General features: G+C 69.0%; 17 protein-coding genes. 9 read left to right on the forward strand and 8 right to left on the reverse strand.

The window, feature by feature from the left end:
- The first annotated feature begins 22 nt into the window (after nt 1–22).
- From AC0LPE_RS03340 to AC0LPE_RS03365, 6 genes are all read left to right on the forward strand, one after another.
- Nucleotides 23–625: a TetR/AcrR family transcriptional regulator gene (locus AC0LPE_RS03340; protein ID WP_145692999.1), complete on the forward strand. Its 603-nt coding sequence runs from the start codon at nt 23–25 to the stop codon at nt 623–625.
- On the forward strand, nt 622–1,050 hold the full coding sequence (locus AC0LPE_RS03345) for an HIT family protein (RefSeq protein WP_016693979.1): 429 nt from the start codon (nt 622–624) through the stop codon (nt 1,048–1,050). The genes AC0LPE_RS03340 and AC0LPE_RS03345 overlap by 4 nt, the downstream gene beginning before the upstream one ends.
- 4 nt (nt 1,051–1,054) lie before the next feature.
- Entirely contained in the window at nt 1,055–2,656 is a 1,602-nt protein-coding gene (locus tag AC0LPE_RS03350) for an L-lactate permease (protein WP_473242066.1), read from the forward strand.
- A gap of 75 nt (nt 2,657–2,731) precedes the next feature.
- A complete protein-coding gene (locus AC0LPE_RS03355; protein ID WP_490605597.1) occupies nt 2,732–3,760 on the forward strand; it encodes a Dyp-type peroxidase in 1,029 nt (342 codons plus the stop codon).
- The gene (locus tag AC0LPE_RS03360; protein WP_160873727.1) at nt 3,757–4,575 is read left to right on the forward strand and encodes a family 1 encapsulin nanocompartment shell protein; all 819 of its coding nucleotides are present in this window, start codon (nt 3,757–3,759) and stop codon (nt 4,573–4,575) included. The genes AC0LPE_RS03355 and AC0LPE_RS03360 overlap by 4 nt, the downstream gene beginning before the upstream one ends.
- Before the next feature lie 219 nt (nt 4,576–4,794).
- Entirely contained in the window at nt 4,795–5,079 is a 285-nt protein-coding gene (locus AC0LPE_RS03365; RefSeq protein WP_229567018.1) for a type II toxin-antitoxin system Phd/YefM family antitoxin, read from the forward strand.
- Nucleotides 5,080–5,190: 111 nt separating this feature from the next.
- Here the strand turns inward: AC0LPE_RS03365 and AC0LPE_RS03370 are convergent, their stop codons facing one another.
- From AC0LPE_RS03370 to AC0LPE_RS03380, 3 genes are all read right to left on the reverse strand, one after another.
- The gene (locus AC0LPE_RS03370; protein ID WP_160873728.1) at nt 5,191–5,670 is read right to left on the reverse strand and encodes a MarR family winged helix-turn-helix transcriptional regulator; all 480 of its coding nucleotides are present in this window, start codon (nt 5,668–5,670) and stop codon (nt 5,191–5,193) included.
- A 58-nt stretch (nt 5,671–5,728) separates the two neighbouring features.
- Nucleotides 5,729–6,478, reverse strand: coding sequence for a cutinase family protein (locus AC0LPE_RS03375; protein WP_145693003.1), 750 nt, complete (start codon nt 6,476–6,478; stop codon nt 5,729–5,731).
- A 149-nt stretch (nt 6,479–6,627) separates the two neighbouring features.
- A complete protein-coding gene (locus AC0LPE_RS03380) occupies nt 6,628–7,290 on the reverse strand; it encodes an alpha-ketoglutarate-dependent dioxygenase AlkB family protein (RefSeq protein ID WP_490605598.1) in 663 nt (220 codons plus the stop codon).
- A 121-nt stretch (nt 7,291–7,411) separates the two neighbouring features.
- Between AC0LPE_RS03380 and AC0LPE_RS03385 the strand changes: the two genes are divergently transcribed.
- On the forward strand, nt 7,412–8,242 hold the full coding sequence (locus tag AC0LPE_RS03385; protein ID WP_059382437.1) for an SDR family oxidoreductase: 831 nt from the start codon (nt 7,412–7,414) through the stop codon (nt 8,240–8,242).
- A 43-nt stretch (nt 8,243–8,285) separates the two neighbouring features.
- Nucleotides 8,286–9,257 (forward strand): phosphotriesterase, encoded by a 972-nt coding sequence (locus AC0LPE_RS03390; RefSeq protein ID WP_160873730.1) that lies wholly within the window; start codon nt 8,286–8,288, stop codon nt 9,255–9,257.
- Nucleotides 9,258–9,263: 6 nt separating this feature from the next.
- Here the strand turns inward: AC0LPE_RS03390 and AC0LPE_RS03395 are convergent, their stop codons facing one another.
- Nucleotides 9,264–9,983, reverse strand: coding sequence for a 2OG-Fe(II) oxygenase (locus AC0LPE_RS03395; RefSeq protein ID WP_145693005.1), 720 nt, complete (start codon nt 9,981–9,983; stop codon nt 9,264–9,266).
- 95 nt (nt 9,984–10,078) lie between these two features.
- Nucleotides 10,079–10,507: a MarR family winged helix-turn-helix transcriptional regulator gene (locus AC0LPE_RS03400; protein WP_016693967.1), complete on the reverse strand. Its 429-nt coding sequence runs from the start codon at nt 10,505–10,507 to the stop codon at nt 10,079–10,081.
- 89 nt (nt 10,508–10,596) lie between these two features.
- Here AC0LPE_RS03400 and AC0LPE_RS03405 point away from each other — a divergent pair, with 89 nt between their 5' ends.
- A complete protein-coding gene (locus AC0LPE_RS03405) occupies nt 10,597–12,495 on the forward strand; it encodes an ABC transporter ATP-binding protein (RefSeq protein ID WP_229567024.1) in 1,899 nt (632 codons plus the stop codon).
- Here the strand turns inward: AC0LPE_RS03405 and AC0LPE_RS03410 are convergent.
- From AC0LPE_RS03410 to AC0LPE_RS03420, 3 genes are read right to left on the reverse strand one after another with little or no spacing between them, the layout of a single operon-like run.
- Nucleotides 12,446–14,095 carry a (2,3-dihydroxybenzoyl)adenylate synthase gene (locus AC0LPE_RS03410; RefSeq protein ID WP_490605599.1) on the reverse strand — a complete coding sequence of 550 codons (1,650 nt, stop codon included), beginning with the start codon at nt 14,093–14,095 and terminating at the stop codon, nt 12,446–12,448. The two genes, AC0LPE_RS03405 and AC0LPE_RS03410, sit on opposite strands and share 50 nt — an antisense overlap.
- 57 nt (nt 14,096–14,152) lie before the next feature.
- Complete coding sequence (locus AC0LPE_RS03415) at nt 14,153–14,935, reverse strand: 2,3-dihydro-2,3-dihydroxybenzoate dehydrogenase (protein ID WP_145693007.1); 783 nt, start codon at nt 14,933–14,935, stop codon at nt 14,153–14,155.
- Complete coding sequence (locus AC0LPE_RS03420) at nt 14,932–16,074, reverse strand: isochorismate synthase (protein ID WP_490605600.1); 1,143 nt, start codon at nt 16,072–16,074, stop codon at nt 14,932–14,934. The genes AC0LPE_RS03415 and AC0LPE_RS03420 overlap by 4 nt, the downstream gene beginning before the upstream one ends.
- Nucleotides 16,075–16,179: the final 105 nt, after the last annotated feature.

Consider the following 16,179-nt stretch of genomic DNA (forward strand, 5'->3'; position numbering starts at 1 on the left):
GAAACCGGGAAATACGGGTCGGGTGCGTGACGCAGCGCGAACACGCACCGCGCTGCTCGATGCGGCGCGCGAGGTGTTCCTGCGCGACGGATACGCGGCGGCGGCCACCGAGGAGATCGTCTCGGTCGCGGGGGTGACGCGCGGTGCGCTCTACCACCACTTCGCCGACAAGCGCGATCTGTTCCGCGGCGTCATCGAACGCCTCCAGAAGGAAGCGGAGAGCTCCCTCGTGCCGGCCGAACCGGTCGACGACGCCTGGGAGGGTTTCACCCAGGCCGTGCTCGCCTCACTCGACGCCGTCTACGACCCCGCGACCCGCCGACTGCTGCTCATCGAAGCCCCCGCGGTCCTCGGCTGGGCCGAGGTCCGCGAGACCCACCGGCACTCCTCGCTGAAGGCCATCGAGCGCATGCTCGTCACCCTCGACCCCGAGACCTACGAGGCGTCGCCCACGCGGACGTCGGTGCTCGCGCACCTGCTCGTCGCGGCCGTCGAGGAAGCGATGCTGTGCCTCGCGCACAGCGACGATCCGGTACGCGACCGTCCCGAGGTTCAGGGCGAACTGCTGCGCCTGCTCGAATCCGCCCGCGGACCCGCACGTACGGAGGAGTCCACGCCACGGTGACGGACTGCATCTTCTGCGCCATCGTGGCCGGGCAGTCGCCGGCCAGCGTCGTGCTCGACGAACCCGACGTGCTCGCATTCATGGACATCCGCCCGTTCACCCCGGGGCATCTGCTCGTGATCCCGAAGCGGCACGCCTCCGGACTGGCACAGCTCGATCCCGACGACGGAGCGAAGGTGTTCGCCGCCGGGCAACGGATCGCCACGGCGATGCGCGCGTCCGACCTCCCCATCGAGGGCGTGAACATGTTCCTCGCCGACGGCGTGGCTGCCGGCCAGGAGGTCTTCCACGTCCACCTGCACCTCGTGCCGCGCAGGGCCGGGGACGGCTTCGGGATCCGCGCCGACTGGCGGACACCGAACCGGACCGTGCTCGACGGCACGGCCGCCACCATCCGCACCGCCGTGGAGACACACCGGTCGTGATGCAGTGACAGGTGCATACGTTCAGCCGATCGCGCCGGTCGGCGGGTCTCTCGCGTGGTCGGCACTGGTGGCGGTACTCCCGCTGCTGACCATGCTCGTCCTGCTCGCCGTCTTCCGTCTGCGGTCCCATTCGGCCGCAGGCATCGCGGTGGTCGTGGCCCTCATCGTGGGCACCGCCGTCTACGGCATGCCGGTCGGATCCGCGCTCAGCGCCGGTGTCGAGGGTGCGGTCTTCGGTCTCTTCCCGATCATGTGGACGGTGGTCAACGCCGTCTGGGTGTACCGGCTCACCGTCGAATCCGGGCACTTCGACGTCCTCACCCGCGCGTTCGGGCGAATATCCCCGGATCCGCGGATCCTCACCATCGTCATCGCCTTCCTGTTCGGCGCGCTGCTCGAGGCGGTCGCCGGCTTCGGCACCCCCATCGTCGTGTCGACCGTCGTGCTCATCGGCGCCGGTCTGCCGCCGGTGCGTGCAGCCGCGGCGTCACTGCTCGCCAACTCGGTCGTCACCCCGCTCGGAGTCATGGGCACACCGATCCTGACGATGTCGCGCGTGTCGGAGATCCCGATCGACGAGATCGGACCGGTCGTCGCGCGCCAGGTCTGCCTGCTCGCGGTGTTCGTCCCGCTCGTGCTGGTCGCGGTGATCGGCGGATGGCGCGGTGTCCGCGAGACGTGGCCGGTCGCGCTCGTCGTCGGACTCGCCTTCGGCGCCGCCCAGTTCGTGTGCGCGAGCTACCTCACCGTCGGGCTGAGCAACATCGCCGGTGCAGTGGCCGGTCTGCTCGTGCTGCTCGTCGCGGTGAAGGTGCACCCCACGCATCGGGAGGCCCGCCGGGCCGCGGCCGAGCGGATCCACGACTCGCGGCGACGCGTCGTCGAGGCGTTCGCTCCCTACGCGCTGATCGTCATCGTCTTCCTCGTCAGCCGGTTCGGTCCGGTGGCGTCGCTGCTGTCGAACGCGAGCCTGTCCTTCCCGTGGCCGGGTGTGGACGTGACCACGGCCGACGGGGACGTTCCCACCGCGGAGACCTTCACCATCGATCTGCTCACGGCTCCGGGCAGCCTCGTCTTCGTCGCCGCGCTGCTGTCCATGCCGGTGCTGAAGGTCGCGGTGGCCGACGCGGTGCGGTGCTTCGTCGCGGCGGTCGTGCAGTTGCGGTGGTCGTTCGCGACGGTGACGGCGGTGCTCGCCCTCGCGTACGTGATGAACCTGTCCGGGCAGACCGCCACGATCGGTGGTTTCCTCGCCGGTGCGGGCGTGGCGTTCGCGCTGTTGTCGCCGGTGCTCGGCTGGCTCGGCGTCGTGGTCACCGGCTCGAACACCGCCTCCAATGCGATGTTCGGCAGCCTGCAGGTCGCCGCGGCCCAGCAGTCGGGACTCGACCCGACCGTGCTGGTCGCGGGGAACATGGCCGGCGGCACCACCGGCACCCCGATCGCACTGCAGAACCTCGCGCTTGTGTCGTCGGTGAAGGGACTGTCCGGCAAGGACGGATTGCTCATGCGCCGGATCTGGCCATTGAGCATCGCCGGTCTCGCGGTGCTTGCCGTCCTCGTGTGGCTGCAGTCCACCTCCGTACTGGGCTGGATGGTGCCTTGACGCTGCAATTGTGCAGTGACGAACGTCGGCGTGCCGTGAGTGCCTGTTTCGTCGGGGTGCACTAGCGTTGTCGGAGTGGTTCGTGCACAACCGATACTGACCCCCCTCACCGAAGCGGCGATCTTCCTCGTCGTCACCGTCGACGAGGGCGCAGAGGACACCGTGCGGGATCTGCTCGAGGATCTCTCAGGCCTGCGCCGCTCGGTCGGTTTCCGCATCCCGGAGGGCGGTCTGTCGGTCGTCACCGGCATCGGCTCGGACATGTGGGACCGGCTGTTCGACGGCCCCCGGCCCGCCGGACTCCATCCGTTCGTCCCGCTCGACGGCGGTCGGCACCGGGCCCCCTCGACCCCCGGCGACCTGCTGTTCCACCTCCGCGCGTCGACGATGGACCTGTGTTTCGAACTCGCCGCGAAGATCAACGATCGGCTGCGCGGTGCGGCTCGGGTCGTCGACGAGACGCACGGCTTCCGTTATTTCGAGCGCCGCGACCTGCTCGGCTTCGTCGACGGAACGGAGAACCCCGAGGACGACGAGGCCGTCGACGCGGCCCTGGTCTCCGACGAGGATCCGGACTTCGCCGGGGGTAGCTACGTCATCGTCCAGAAGTACCTGCACGACCTCGCGTCGTGGAACTCGCTGACGGTGGAGGAGCAGGAGCGGGCGATCGGCCGGACCAAGCTCGACGACATCGAACTCGACGACGAGACCAAGCCCGCGAATTCGCACGTCGCGCTGAACGTGATCGTCGACGAGAACGGGGTCGAGCAGCAGATCGTGCGCGCGAACATGCCGTTCGGCAGCTTCGGCGCCGACGAGTTCGGCACCTACTTCATCGGTTACTCGGCCACCCCGGAGGTGACCGAGCAGATGCTGCGCAACATGTTCCTGGGCAGCCCACCCGGCAACACCGACCGCATCCTGGACTTCTCCACCGCGGTGACGGGCTCGCTGTTCTTCTGCCCCTCGCTGGAGTTCCTCGAAGATCTTCCGCCGTCACCGGCGGATATTCCCTCCCACGACGATTCGAGTGCCTCGACCGCCGGCCGGCCGGCCGACGGATCACTCGGAATTGGCGCTCTGCGAAGGAGTTCGACGCTGTGAACAATCTGTATCGCGACCTCGCCCCGATTTCCGAGGCAGCATGGACCGAGATCGAGGAGGAGGCCGCGCGCACCTTCAAGCGGCACGTCGCCGGACGCACCGTCGTCGACTTCTCCGGACCGCACGGCACCGACTTCGCAGCGGTGGGTCTCGGCCGCACCCGCGAGATCGAGCCCCCGGCCACCGGAGTGCGGGCACGCCAGCACCGCGTCGCGCCGGTCGTCGAACTGCGGGTGCCGTTCACGCTGTCGCGCGAGGAGATCGACAGCGTCGAGCGCGGTTCCCGCGACATCGACCTCGACCCCGTCAAGGAAGCGGCCCGCCAGATCGCCTTCGCCGAGGACCGCGCGATCTTCGAGGGCTACGCGGCCGCCGGTATCGAGGGCATCCGGGCGTCGTCGTCGAACCCGTCCCTGCAGCTGCCCGACGATCCCCGCGACTTCCCGGAGATCATCAGCCAGGCGTTGTCGCAGCTGCGACTGGCGGGTGTAGGCGGCCCGTACTCGATCCTGCTCGGCGCCGACGAATACACCAAGGTCAGCGAGACGTCCGATCACGGCTATCCGATCCGCGAACAGCTGCGCCGCCTCATCGACGGCGACCTCATCTGGGCCCCGGCGATCGACGGTGCGTTCGTCCTGACCACGCGCGGCGGCGACTACGACCTGCAGGTCGGCCAGGATCTGTCGATCGGCTACCTCTCGCACGACGCCGAGACGGTGAACCTGTACTTCCAGGAGTCGTTCACCTTCCTCGTCTACACCGGCGAGGCCTCGGTTCCGCTGGTGCCGACGACGCTCGAACTCCCGCACTGAGCCGGTCCCGGGGCGTCCGCGCGTGCGGCGCCCCGGGTCACCGACCGTCCGGCCGGATCGCGACGGCGCCGGCGCGGGTTTCCCCACGATCGTCCTGCTGTGCTGGGTGGCCTTCGGTCTCGTCCTGGCGTTCGTGGCCTCGCGTCGAAAGCCGGCGTCGGACTCGACGCGAACCGAATGACCTGCGACTTCCCCAGCGATTTCGCTAGAAGTATGTACATGACCACTCTTCCTGTCGCCATCGCCCGGGCGCAATTGTCACGACTGGTCGACGAGGCCGAGCCCACACACGAGCGATTCGAGATCACCCGTAACGGGCACCGCGCCGCGGTGCTTCTCGGTGCCGACGATTACGACGCGATGCAGGAGACGATCGCGGTGTTGTCGGTTGCCGATCTGCTGAGGACGCACATCGCGGGCCGAACCGAGGTCGAGTCGGGAGACGTCGTCGATACGGAGGAGCTGAAGCGACTGATGCGTGACGACCGGTCGTCCGAGGAATGAGCGCCGCACGGTCGAGGTCACCGCGATTTCGCACCGTGCCGATGCGTATCGATAGAAGACGGTCGGACAGTGCTGCCGCGAGCCGTCGGGGTTGCGGCAGCTACCGATCTGTCAGAGTGCTCCGGCCTTCAGTGCCGCCGCGTTGACGCGGACGAGCGCGGCGTGCAGGTCCTGGAGTTCGTCGAGTCCGACACCGAGGGCGTCGACGACCTGTCCCGGCACCGACTCGGCCTCGGCACGCAGCGCCCGTCCGGCGTCGGTGAGCTCGAGGACGAGTTGCCGTTCGTCGGCCGCGCTGCGCGCGCGGGTGAGCAGGCCCAGCGCCTCGAGTCGCTTGAGCAGGGGAGACAGCGTGGGGGAGTCGAGCTGGAGCAACTGCCCCACCTCCTTGCTCGTCAGCGGCGAACGTTCCCACAGAGCAAGCATGACCAGATACTGCGGGTGGGTCAGGCCCAGCCCGTCGAGGATCGGTCGATAGACCGCGAGCACGGCGCGGTTCGCCACGGCGAGCGCGAAACACACCTGCCGCTCGAGCGCGAGAGGATCATCGCCGGAAGCGGAGAGATGGGTGGCCGGGGACTCGACGCTCATGAACCGACGATACCGAACCGGTATATCCCCGCCCGGGTTCTCCCTGGTGCGACGATGCTCACGGCTCGTAGTCGGGATAGGTCGTGTGCAGTCTCAGGTAGCCGGTAACGTTCTCGCCCAACCACCCTTCGCTCTCCTCTGGCGTCACGCCGTCGCAGACCGCGTCACCCTCGATGCAGATCCGTTCGACGGCGATCGTGCCGAAGTCGTCGCGACCACCGCCGAGCGTGATGCCCGGGACGACCTCGCCCGGAAACAGTGTTTCGACTCCCCGGGTGTCACGCGGGTCGGAGTACAACACACCGCTGATCCGCTCCGGCGGCACCGAACCGTCGGCTGCGATCTCGGCGAGGACGTCGCCGGCGATCGACGCGCCCTGCGAGTAACCGAGGACGACGAGTTCGCTGTCGGGGCACGAGCCGTGCCGGACGGTGATGGTCTCGCGCAGGCGCTGGTGCCCGATCCTCTTGGACTCGTCGTAGGCGAGACGACCAGATCCCTCGCTCGACCCGGACTCGGGCACCGGGACCACGACGGCGGGATAACGGATGTGCTCGACCACCGTGCCGGGTGCCGCGTAGCGCGCCGAGATCTTCGCGAGGGGCGAATCGGGATCGATCGAATCCGGGGTGTCGAGGTTGCGGGTTCCGTCGACCGCGATGACGAACCGCTCCGGGCACGGACGGAAGGTCTCCGCGCCGGCGGTGGACGCGGTGCCGGTAGCGGCAGCGGCGGCGACAGGTCCGGTCAGGCCGAGGGTGAGTCCTGCGATGATCGCCAGGACACGACGACAAACGAAGTCGGACATGGCAGTCTCCTGTGATCGACCCCGACACCGATGACTACCGCACGAGAATATCGTCCGATTTGACGTATTTCTCGCCGGAGAACCGCTACTCCGAGTGTAGTTGGTTACAAAGTCGCAGACCGAACGTTCGGAATTCCGGCACGGTTCGGTCAGGCGAGTCCGGTGCTCCGCAGGGTGATGTTGAGGCGCCCAGCGGTGAGTCCGCAGCGGGCGCTACCGGTGTCCGGATACACGACCGGCACCCCGTGGTAGGCGAACCGCGACGGCCCGCCGAAGACGAACAGGTCGCCGGATTCGAGACGCACGTCGGTGTACGGCCGGCCGCGCGACTCGGTGTTGCCGAACCGGAACAGGCAGGCATCCCCGAGGCTGAGCGACACGATCGGCGCGCTCACCCGCTCGTCCTTGTCCTGATGCATGTTCATCCGCGCGTCGCGGTCGTAGAAATTGATCAGGGCGGTATCGGGCTCGTACCCGTTCCCGACCGCCGGATCGTCGTAGGCATGGGCGACGGCACGCCGCCCGAGTTCGACGAGCCGGTCGGGAAGCGGGGGAACGGGAGCGTCGTCGACGTCGACCGCGGTGCGGGTGTACCGGTAGGGCGACCAGTGCCATCCGAGGCACACCGTGCTCACCGACATCCGTCCGCCACCCGGCAGCAGGGTGTGCCGCATCGGCGCCGGTGGGCGCGCCCATTCGCGACACAGCTCGACGAGCTCGCGCTGTTCGTCCGGGCCGAGCCAGTCGGGCACGTGCACGGCGCCCGGCGCGATCTCGCGTCGCGGACGGGAGACGGAGAACAATTCGTCCATCCCGGGTGCTCGACCTTCCGTGCGTGTGAGCGGTACCTACAGCCGGTGATACGTGTAGACAGGTTCCGTACCAACTGTGCCGCACGGGACGGCACTGCGATTCGACGGGGAGGTAACAGCGATGAAGGTCGAAGGCAGAGTGGCCGTCGTGACCGGCGGGGGCGGCGGAATCGGCGGCGCCATCGCTGCCGGCCTCGTCGAACGGGGTGCGCGAGTGGTGGTCGCAGACCTCGACGAACACGCGGCACAGCGCGTCGTCGCGACGCTCGAGGAGAAGACGCCGGGCAGCGCCGTGGCGGTGGCGGCGGACGTCTCCGACGACGAGCACATCCGCGGGCTCGTCGAGCGCGCCGAAGCGGAGTTCGGTCCCGTGGACATGTACTTCGCCAATGCCGGTGTCACCGGTGTGCCGGGCCTGGAGATCGAGGACTCGGTCTGGGAGCAGTCCTTCGACGTCAACCTGCGCGCACACATCCGGGCGGCGCGACTGCTGGTGCCCCGCTGGGTCGAACGCGGCGAGGGCTATTTCGTCAGCACGGCGTCGGCGGCGGGCCTGCTCACCCAGATCGGCTCGGCCACCTACTCGGTCACCAAGCACGCGGCCGTCGGTTTCGCCGAGTGGTTGTCGGTGACCTACGGCGACAAGGGCGTGCGGGTGAGCTGCCTGTGCCCGATGGGCGTCAACACACCCCTGCTGTACTCGGGGGACGCATCCGGGCATGCACTCGGCGAACTCGCCACCCGGGCCGTCACGACCGCCGGTGCGGTGCTCGAACCCGCGGACGTCGCGGAGACGGTGTTCGCCGCGATGGAGGAGGAGCACTTCCTGATCCTTCCGCACCCGGAGGTCCTCGAGATGTACCGGAACAAGGGCGCCGACTACGACCGGTGGCTGCGCGGCATGCGTCGCTACCGTCAGGCCCTCGAGGAGTCGACTCCCACCGATTCGTGAAATCGGTGCCCCTCCCGCCGGTGGTGTCCTAACGTCACCGGTCATGACATCCGTCGACACCGTTCGCGGCCCCCTCGACACGGGCCGTCTGGGCAGAGTCCTCATGCACGAGCACGTCTTCGTGCTCGGCGAGGAGATCCGCAGCAACTTTCCCGACTACCCGAGCCCGTGGGACGAGGACGAGCGTGTCGACGACGCGGTGGCGAAGTTGAAGGCGTTGTCGGAGCGTGGCATCGACACGATCGTCGATCCCACGGTGGTCGGTCTCGGCCGGTACATCCCGCGCATCCAGCGCGTCGCCGAACAGGTGGACATCTCCATCGTCGTCGCGACGGGCCTGTACACCTACAACGATCTGCCGTTCCAGTTCCACAACGTCGGGCCGGGGCTGCTGGTGGACGGACCGGAACCGCTCACCGAACTGTTCGTGAAGGACATCCGCGAGGGCATCGCCGGCACGGGGGTACGTGCAGGAATGCTCAAGTGCGCCATCGAGCTTCCGGGCCTCACGCCGGGCGTCGAACGCGTGATTCGGGCGGTGGGGCAGGCGCACGTCGAGACCGGCGTGCCGATCACGGTGCACACCAACCCGCACACCGGATCGGGGGAGGTGGCGCAACGCGTGCTCGCGGAGGAAGGTGTCGACCTCACCAAGGTGGTCGTCGGGCACAGCGGTGATTCGACCGATCTGGATTACCTGCGCCGGATCGCCGACGCCGGTTCGATTCTGGGGATGGACCGCTTCGGCCTCGACCTGCTGTTGCCGTTCGAGCAGCGCGTCGACACGGTGGTCGCGCTCGTGGAGGCCGGTTATACCGAGCGCATGGTGCTCTCGCACGACGCGGCATGCTTCATCGACTGGTTCCCGCACGACGTGAAGCAGGCCGCCGTGCCCAACTGGAACTACAACCACATCAGCGACGAGGTGCTGCCGGCCCTGCGCGAACGGGGCGTGACCGAGGAGCAGATCACCACGATGCTCGTGGACAATCCGCGGCGGATCTTCGAACGGTAAGAATGCTCAGGCCGCGTCGTGCAGGACCAGGCCGAGCGTGCGACGCAGGCCGGAACGGACGGTGCTCACGCCGTGCCGGACCGGCGCCCGCGACCATCCGCGTGCCGAGCGGATCGGTCGGTCGCGGGTGGTGAAGATCAGCGCGTGGCCGCGCTCGAGCACGGTGACGGTGCCCCGCGACTGCGCGCGGGGCCGTTGTTCGACCAGCAGGAACTCACCGCCGGTGTAGTCGACGCCCGCCCGGTCGAGCCCGATCACGACCTGCAGGGGGAACACGAGGTCGCCGTAGAGGTCGCGGTGCAGGGCGTTCCAGTCGCCGGTGGTGTAGCGCAGCATCAGCGGGGTGGGGTCGGTCTGGCCGGCCGCGTGGCACATGCCCAGCCAGTCGTCGAAGTCGTCGGGCCAGGGTGCCGGATCGCCGAGGCGTTCGGCCCACGAGCGCGCGACGCCGAGCAGCTGCCGGTAGAACGCCGAGCGCAGGTGTGCGACGGCGTCGGGGACGGGTGGGCCGAAGTACTTGTAGATGCCGTGCCCGTATCGGTAGCGGCTCATGTCGACCGTGGTGCGGAAGCGGGCGTCGTCGTCCCACAGGGCCGCGAGCTCGGCGCATTCGTCGTCGCTCAGCAGCGGCCCGGTGAGGACGCAGCCGTTCTCGTCGAGCTCGTTCGTCAGCTCGGGCAGGTTCAGTGCGTCGACGCGCGACTGCAGATTCTCGATGGTCTCCACGGGCTCTCCTCGATCGGCCGGACAACACGGGCACAGGCCCTCGTAGGGAAGACGTCGCCGCCGTCGGAAATGTGAGTACCCGGAACCGGAAAGGATCAGCGCGGCCGGTCGTCGACGAGTTTGTGCAGCAGATCGGACAGTCGCGCGCGTTCCTCGGCGCCGAGCCGGTCGAACATCTCGACGGCGTCGGCATCGCGGGCGGAGGCCAGCTCGGCCCGGATCCTGCGGCCCTCGTCGGTCAGCCGCACGCAGACCGCGCGCCGGTCGGCGGGATCGGGGAGCCGCTCGGTGAGACCCCGCGTCTCGAGGCGGTCGACGACCTCGGTGGCCGAGCGGGGGACGATGCGCAGTTCCTTGGCCACGACGCCGAGGCGGATCGGGTCGTCGGCGCGTCCGATGACGTCGAGGGCCCGGTACTCGTGGGGTGACAATCCCCACGGCTGGAGGAGGTCGTGCCAGCGTCGGCGCAGCGTACGCGTGGTGGTGAGGAGCAGATCGCGCAGTGCGACGGGTGAATCCGACATAGTCCTCACATTACCTCACTTGACGGTTGCCACTCAATGAGGCAACCTCAATAAGTACGAAACACGAACCACGAATCGAGGTGGCGCACATGATGCAGCCCCCACCCACACTCGGCGGCAAGCCGGGCAGCCGCGGCAGGATCGACAAGAAGGATCTCGAACAGCTCCGCGAAGCCCCGGTGAGCCTGCGCCGTATCGGCGCCCTCTTCGCGCCCTACCGGTGGAAGATCACCCTCGTCGTCGCGCTCATCATCGCCTCGTCGGTGATCTCCCTCGCGACCCCCTTCCTCGTCCGCGCCGTCATCGACGACGCCATCCCGCACCAGAACGTGAGCCTGCTGCTGTGGGCGGTCGGTGGCATGCTGGCCGTCACCGTCGCGAGCTCGCTCCTGTCCGTCGTCCAGACCTGGATCTCCACGACCGTCGGCCAGAACGTCATGCACGGTCTGCGCACCCGGGTCTTCTCCCACCTGCAGCGCCAGTCTCTGAACTTCTTCACCCGCACTCGCGGCGGCGAGATCCAGTCGCGGCTGACCAACGACATCGGTGGCATGCAGTCCGTGGTCACCAACACCGCGACCTCGCTGGCGTCCAACGTCACCACCGTCGTCGGCACGGCGATCGCCATGGCGGTCCTCAGCTGGCGACTGGCCCTGCTGTCCCTGATCGTGCTCCCGCCGGCCATCTGGCTCACGCGCCGGGTCGCGCTCATGCGCCGCGCCGTCACTGCCCGTCAGCAGCGCCGCCTCGCCGACATGCAGTCGCAGATCGACGAAGGACTGTCGGTCAGCGGCGTGCTGCTCGTCAAGACGCTGGGCACCGGCCCGGCACTGTCCGACAAGTTCGCCCGCACATCGGAGGAACTGGCCGATCTCGAGGTGCACGCGCAGTTGTCCGGCCGCTGGCGCATGGCCACGATGAACATCGTCTTCGCGGCGATCCCCGCGGTCCTCTATCTCGTCGCCGGTCTGCCGGCCACCTCGGGCGGCATGACGATCGGCACCCTGGTGGCCTTCACCGGACTGCAGGGCGCGCTGTTCCGGCCGCTGATGAGCCTGCTCGACGTCGGTGTCTCCGTCACCAGTTCGCTGGCCCTGTTCAGCCGCATCTTCGAATACCTCGACCTTCCCGTCGACATCGACGACCCGCGCGATCCGGCGCCCGTCGACCCGGCGACCGTCGCCGGCCGGGTGCGGTTCGAGAACGTGAGCTTCCGCTACGAAGGAGCGCACCGCAACGCGCTCGACGGGATCGACCTCGACGTCCCGGCGGGGGCGCAGGTTGCGCTCGTCGGTGAGACAGGCTCGGGCAAGACCACGCTCGGCTCGCTCGTCGCACGACTGTACGACCCGGTCGAGGGGCGCGTGAGCATCGACGGTGTCGACCTGCGCGACATGCGGCTCGCCGATCTCGCCGGACTGGTCGGCGTGGTCTCGCAGGAGACCTACCTCCTCCACGCGACCGTCCGGGAGAACCTGCGCTACGCGAAGCCGGACGCGACCGACGACGAGATCGAGGCCGCGGCCCGCGCCGCGCACATCCACGACCTGATCGTCTCGCTGCCGGACGGCTACGACACCGTCGTCGGCGCCCGCGGACACCGCTTCTCGGGCGGCGAGAAGCAGCGCCTGGCGATCGCACGCACGCTCCTGCGCGACCCGCGTGTCCTCGTGCTCGACGAGGCGACCAGCGCCCTCGACAACGACACCGAGCACGCCGTGCAGCAGGCCGTCGACGCCGCGCGCAGCGGACGCACGACCATCACCATCGCGCACCGGCTCTCGACCGTGCGCAACGCCGACGAGATCGTGGTCCTCGACCGGGGCCGCATCGTCGAACGCGGAACGCACGACGACCTCGTCGCCCGCGGTGGCCGCTACGCGACCCTCGCGGCCCGCGCCGAGCGAGGTGAGACCGTCCCGTCGTCGCGGAGCGAGATCAGTCCTTCAGAGTGGCCGCGAGAGCGCGCCGCAGTTCGTTCCGGCTGATCTTGCCCACTCCCGTGACCGGGAAGGCGTCGACGAACTGCACCTTGTCGGGGATCTTGTACTCGGCCAGCCCTCGCTCCCTCAGGAACTTCTTGAGCGCGAGGGCCTTCGGCACTTCACCCTCGGTGACGACGAAAGCGCAGGTGCGTTCGCCGAGATACTGGTCGGGCATCGACACCACCGCCGCGTCGAGCACGGCCGGGTGCGCGATCAGATGGTTCTCGACCTCCTCGGCTGCGATCTTCTCGCCACCGCGATTGATCTGGTCCTTCGCGCGTCCCTCGACGACGATGTAGCCGTGCTCGGTGAGCCGGACGATGTCGCCGGTGCGGTAGAAGCCGTCCGGGGTGAACGCCGTCGAATTGTGTTCCGGCGCGTTGTAGTAGCCCCGGATCGTGTACGGGCCGCGGGTGAGCAGGTGACCGGTGGTGCCCGCGGCGACGGGTTCGTCCGCGTCGTCGACGACGCGGATCTCGTCGTCGGGGCTGATCGGCCGGCCCTGGGTGGTGACGATGGTGTCCTCGTCGTCGTCGAGCCGGGTGTAGTTGACGAGACCCTCCGCCATTCCGAAGACCTGCTGCAGCGTGCAGCCGAGTTCGGGGCGAACGCGTTTGGCGGCCTCGGCCGGGAACTTCGCGCCACCGACCTGCAGTACCTCGAGCGACGACAGGTCGCGTTCGGTGCGGGCCCGCGCCGACAGCCACGCCTGCGCGAGGGGCGGGACGAGCGACGCCATCGTCACGCCCTCGCTCTCGATCAGGGCGAACGCGGTGTCGGGGCTCGGATCCGGAGCGAGGACGACGGTGCCGCCGGCGTGCAGCACACCGAGGATGCCCGGCGAGCTCATCGGGAAGTTGTGCGCGGCCGGCAGCGCGACCAGCATGCGGGTGTTCTCGTCCACTCCGCAGATCACCGCGGACTCGCGCACGGAGTACAGGTAGTCGGCGTGGGTGCGGGGGATGAGCTTCGACGTTCCGGTCGTGCCACCCGACAGTTGGAGGAAGGCAACGCTTCCGGAGTCGTTCTCCGTGATCGGAGCGGGTTCGCGGTCGCGCAACGACCCGAGCGCGGTGAACTCCTCGGCCTCACCCGCGACCACGACCGCCGGCGGATTCTCCATCTCCGAGGTGACCTGCCGGGCGAGCACGCGGTAGTCGAATCCGCCGTGTTCGGCGGCGATCACGTACGCTGCGGCGTCGCTGAACCGGCAGAAGTAGCCGATCTCCGACGCGCGGTGTGCGGGCAGGGAGAAGACGGGGAGCGCGCCGAGGCGGAAGACCGCGAAGAGCACCTCGGTGTACTCGACGATGTTCGGCAACTGCAGGACGACACGGTCGCCCTTCCGGACCCCGAGGTCGGCGAGACCGGCGGCGATGCGGGCCGAGGCGTCGTCGAGTTCGCGGTAGGTGATGTGCCGCCAGGTGCCCGTCGCGTCGTGTCCGACGACGGCGGTGCGATCGGCGAACCGGGCGGCGCGGGCCGGGAGGAACTCGCCGAAGGTCTCGCTCGTCCAGTAACCGGCTGCGCGATACCGCTCGGCGAACTCCTCGGGGTAGCGGGCGGTGTCGACGAGCGGCGTGCGCTCGAAACCGGTTGTCACGGAACGGTTCCTTTCGGGATGCGGATCGATGTCGGGTCGGTCGGGCCGGTCTGTCGGTCAGGCGCGGAGGGTGGCGCCGCCGTCGATGTACAGCGCCTGCATGGTGATGTGGCGAGCACGGTCGGACAGCAGGAACTCGATGGCCTCGGCGATGTCGGCGGGCTCGGCGATGCGGCCGAGGGGGATGCCGACCTTGAACTGCGACAGGTCACCCTCGATGGCGCTGCGGGCGCCCGCGTCGTCGTTCGGGTCCTCCCACAGCGAGCGCTGCATGGCGGTGTCGGTGGAGCCCGGGGCGACGATGTTGGCGCGGATCCCGTACTGCGCCAGTTCGAGTCCGAGGATCCGGACGATCATCGTGGAGGCGGCCTTGGACGATCCGTAGGCGCCCATGCCCATGCGCGGCACCCCGGCGGAGTTCGATCCGACGACGACGATCGAACCCGACCGCCGCTCCCGCATGGCCCGTCCGACCGAACGCAGGACCGACAGCAGGCCGGTGACGTTGACGTCGTACATGTGCTGCCAGTCCTCGGGATCGGAGTCGAGCACCGATCCCGTGGTGAAGACACCGGCGACGTGCGCGAGATGCTCGATCGGTCCGTGCTCGGATTCGATGCTCTCGACGACGTAGGCGACGGCGTCGTGGTCGCGGATGTCGACGGGGTAGGTGGGGACGGAGCCGCCGAGCAGGGCGGCGGTCTTGCGCAGTCCCTCGGCGTTGCGGTCGGCGAGTACGAGACGGTGGCCGGCACGCGCGAGGACCTCGGCGGTCGCGCGGCCGATGCCCTGCGCGGCCCCGACGACGAGCGTGACGGGGGAGGGTGCGGTATCGGTCATCGGAGTACTCCCAGTGCATCGAGGACGGTGCCGAACTTGACGGTCGTCTCGGCCAGTTCGTCGGCGGGGTCGGAGTCGGCGACGATACCGCCCCCGGCGTACGCCGTGAGCCCGACACCGTCGGCGTCGAGGACGGCGCAGCGGATGGTGACCAGCCACTCGCCGTCGCCCGCGGCGTCGCACCATCCGAGCGCACCGGCGTAGAAGCCCCGGTCGCCCTCGGTGGCGAGGATCAGATCGCGGGCCGCGGCGGTCGGCGTGCCGCAGATCGCGGGAGTGGGGTGCACTGCGAGTGCGAGATCGAGGGCCGTGACACCCGGATCGCGCAGGCGACCCTCGATGGGAGTGCCGAGATGCCACAGCTGGCGCGTGCTCGTCACGGTCGGCTGCTCGGGGATGTCGAGGTCGACGCACAACGGTTCGAGCGCGGTGCGGATCGCATCGATCACGTGTGCGTGCTCGGCGAGGTTCTTCGCAGACCCGGCGAGTTCGTCGGCTGTCGCCCGATCGATCTCGGGGTCGCGATGACGCGGTGCGGATCCGGCGAGGGGGTGGGCGGTGACCCGATCGCCGCGACGGCGCACGAGCACCTCCGGGCTCGATCCCACCAGGTGACGTCCCGTCCACGCACCGCCGGCGGCGGTGAGGTCGACGAGGAAGCCGTTGTGCAGCGGATCGTTTCGCGTGAGAGCGACGAGGAGGTCGTGTGGGGTGACGGGCCGGTCGGCGCGCAGAGCGAGTGCCCGGGCCAGGACCACCTTGAGCAGGTCGTTGTCGTCCGAGCGGAGCAGGCGCAGTACGGTCTCGACCCGATCGATGTGCTCGCCCTCCGACGGCAGTGCACCTGTGATCGTGATCGGGGGCAGGTCGGCGGCCGGAGCGTCGTAGTGCACGGGGGAGTGATGGAGTGTGTTCGGAGCGGTCAGTGCGGCCGGTCCGTCGGGTGCGAAGGGCAATGCTCCGACGATCGCGGCGGCCTGTCCGGTGCGCAGGGCGTCGGCGGCGACGGACGCGCGGTCGAAGCGTGCGCTCACGCCTTCGGCGACCACCGTGCCGTGCGGGCGGGACAGGACGAACGGGTGCGCGACGGGCCGCTCGGCCCGGTCGGTAGCGGTTGCGCCGAGGACCGGCACTTGCATTCTCGTACCTTCCGGTTGAGGAGGTCTGCTGGCAGGACCGCGCCACAGGACACACGATCACTGAGCAACATATACGGTAAGCCTAACCTTTGGTACTGTGCCCTC

The sequence above is a fragment of the Rhodococcus sp. S3 genome (assembly GCF_058211795.1).

What these genes read in the sequence shown, in the direction of transcription:
- AC0LPE_RS03365 (WP_229567018.1), top strand. Translation starts at nt 4,795, where the DNA reads ATGACCACTCTTCCTGTCGCCATCGCCCGGGCGCAATTGTCACGACTG.
- AC0LPE_RS03380 (WP_490605598.1), bottom strand. Translation starts at nt 7,290, where the DNA reads ATGGACGAATTGTTCTCCGTCTCCCGTCCGCGACGCGAGATCGCGCCG.
- AC0LPE_RS03390 (WP_160873730.1), top strand. Translation starts at nt 8,286, where the DNA reads ATGACATCCGTCGACACCGTTCGCGGCCCCCTCGACACGGGCCGTCTG.
- AC0LPE_RS03420 (WP_490605600.1), bottom strand. Translation starts at nt 16,074, where the DNA reads ATGCAAGTGCCGGTCCTCGGCGCAACCGCTACCGACCGGGCCGAGCGG.
- AC0LPE_RS03405 (WP_229567024.1), top strand. Translation starts at nt 10,597, where the DNA reads ATGATGCAGCCCCCACCCACACTCGGCGGCAAGCCGGGCAGCCGCGGC.
- AC0LPE_RS03385 (WP_059382437.1), top strand. Translation starts at nt 7,412, where the DNA reads ATGAAGGTCGAAGGCAGAGTGGCCGTCGTGACCGGCGGGGGCGGCGGA.
- AC0LPE_RS03370 (WP_160873728.1), bottom strand. Translation starts at nt 5,670, where the DNA reads ATGAGCGTCGAGTCCCCGGCCACCCATCTCTCCGCTTCCGGCGATGAT.
- AC0LPE_RS03375 (WP_145693003.1), bottom strand. Translation starts at nt 6,478, where the DNA reads ATGTCCGACTTCGTTTGTCGTCGTGTCCTGGCGATCATCGCAGGACTC.
- AC0LPE_RS03400 (WP_016693967.1), bottom strand. Translation starts at nt 10,507, where the DNA reads ATGTCGGATTCACCCGTCGCACTGCGCGATCTGCTCCTCACCACCACG.
- AC0LPE_RS03415 (WP_145693007.1), bottom strand. Translation starts at nt 14,935, where the DNA reads ATGACCGATACCGCACCCTCCCCCGTCACGCTCGTCGTCGGGGCCGCG.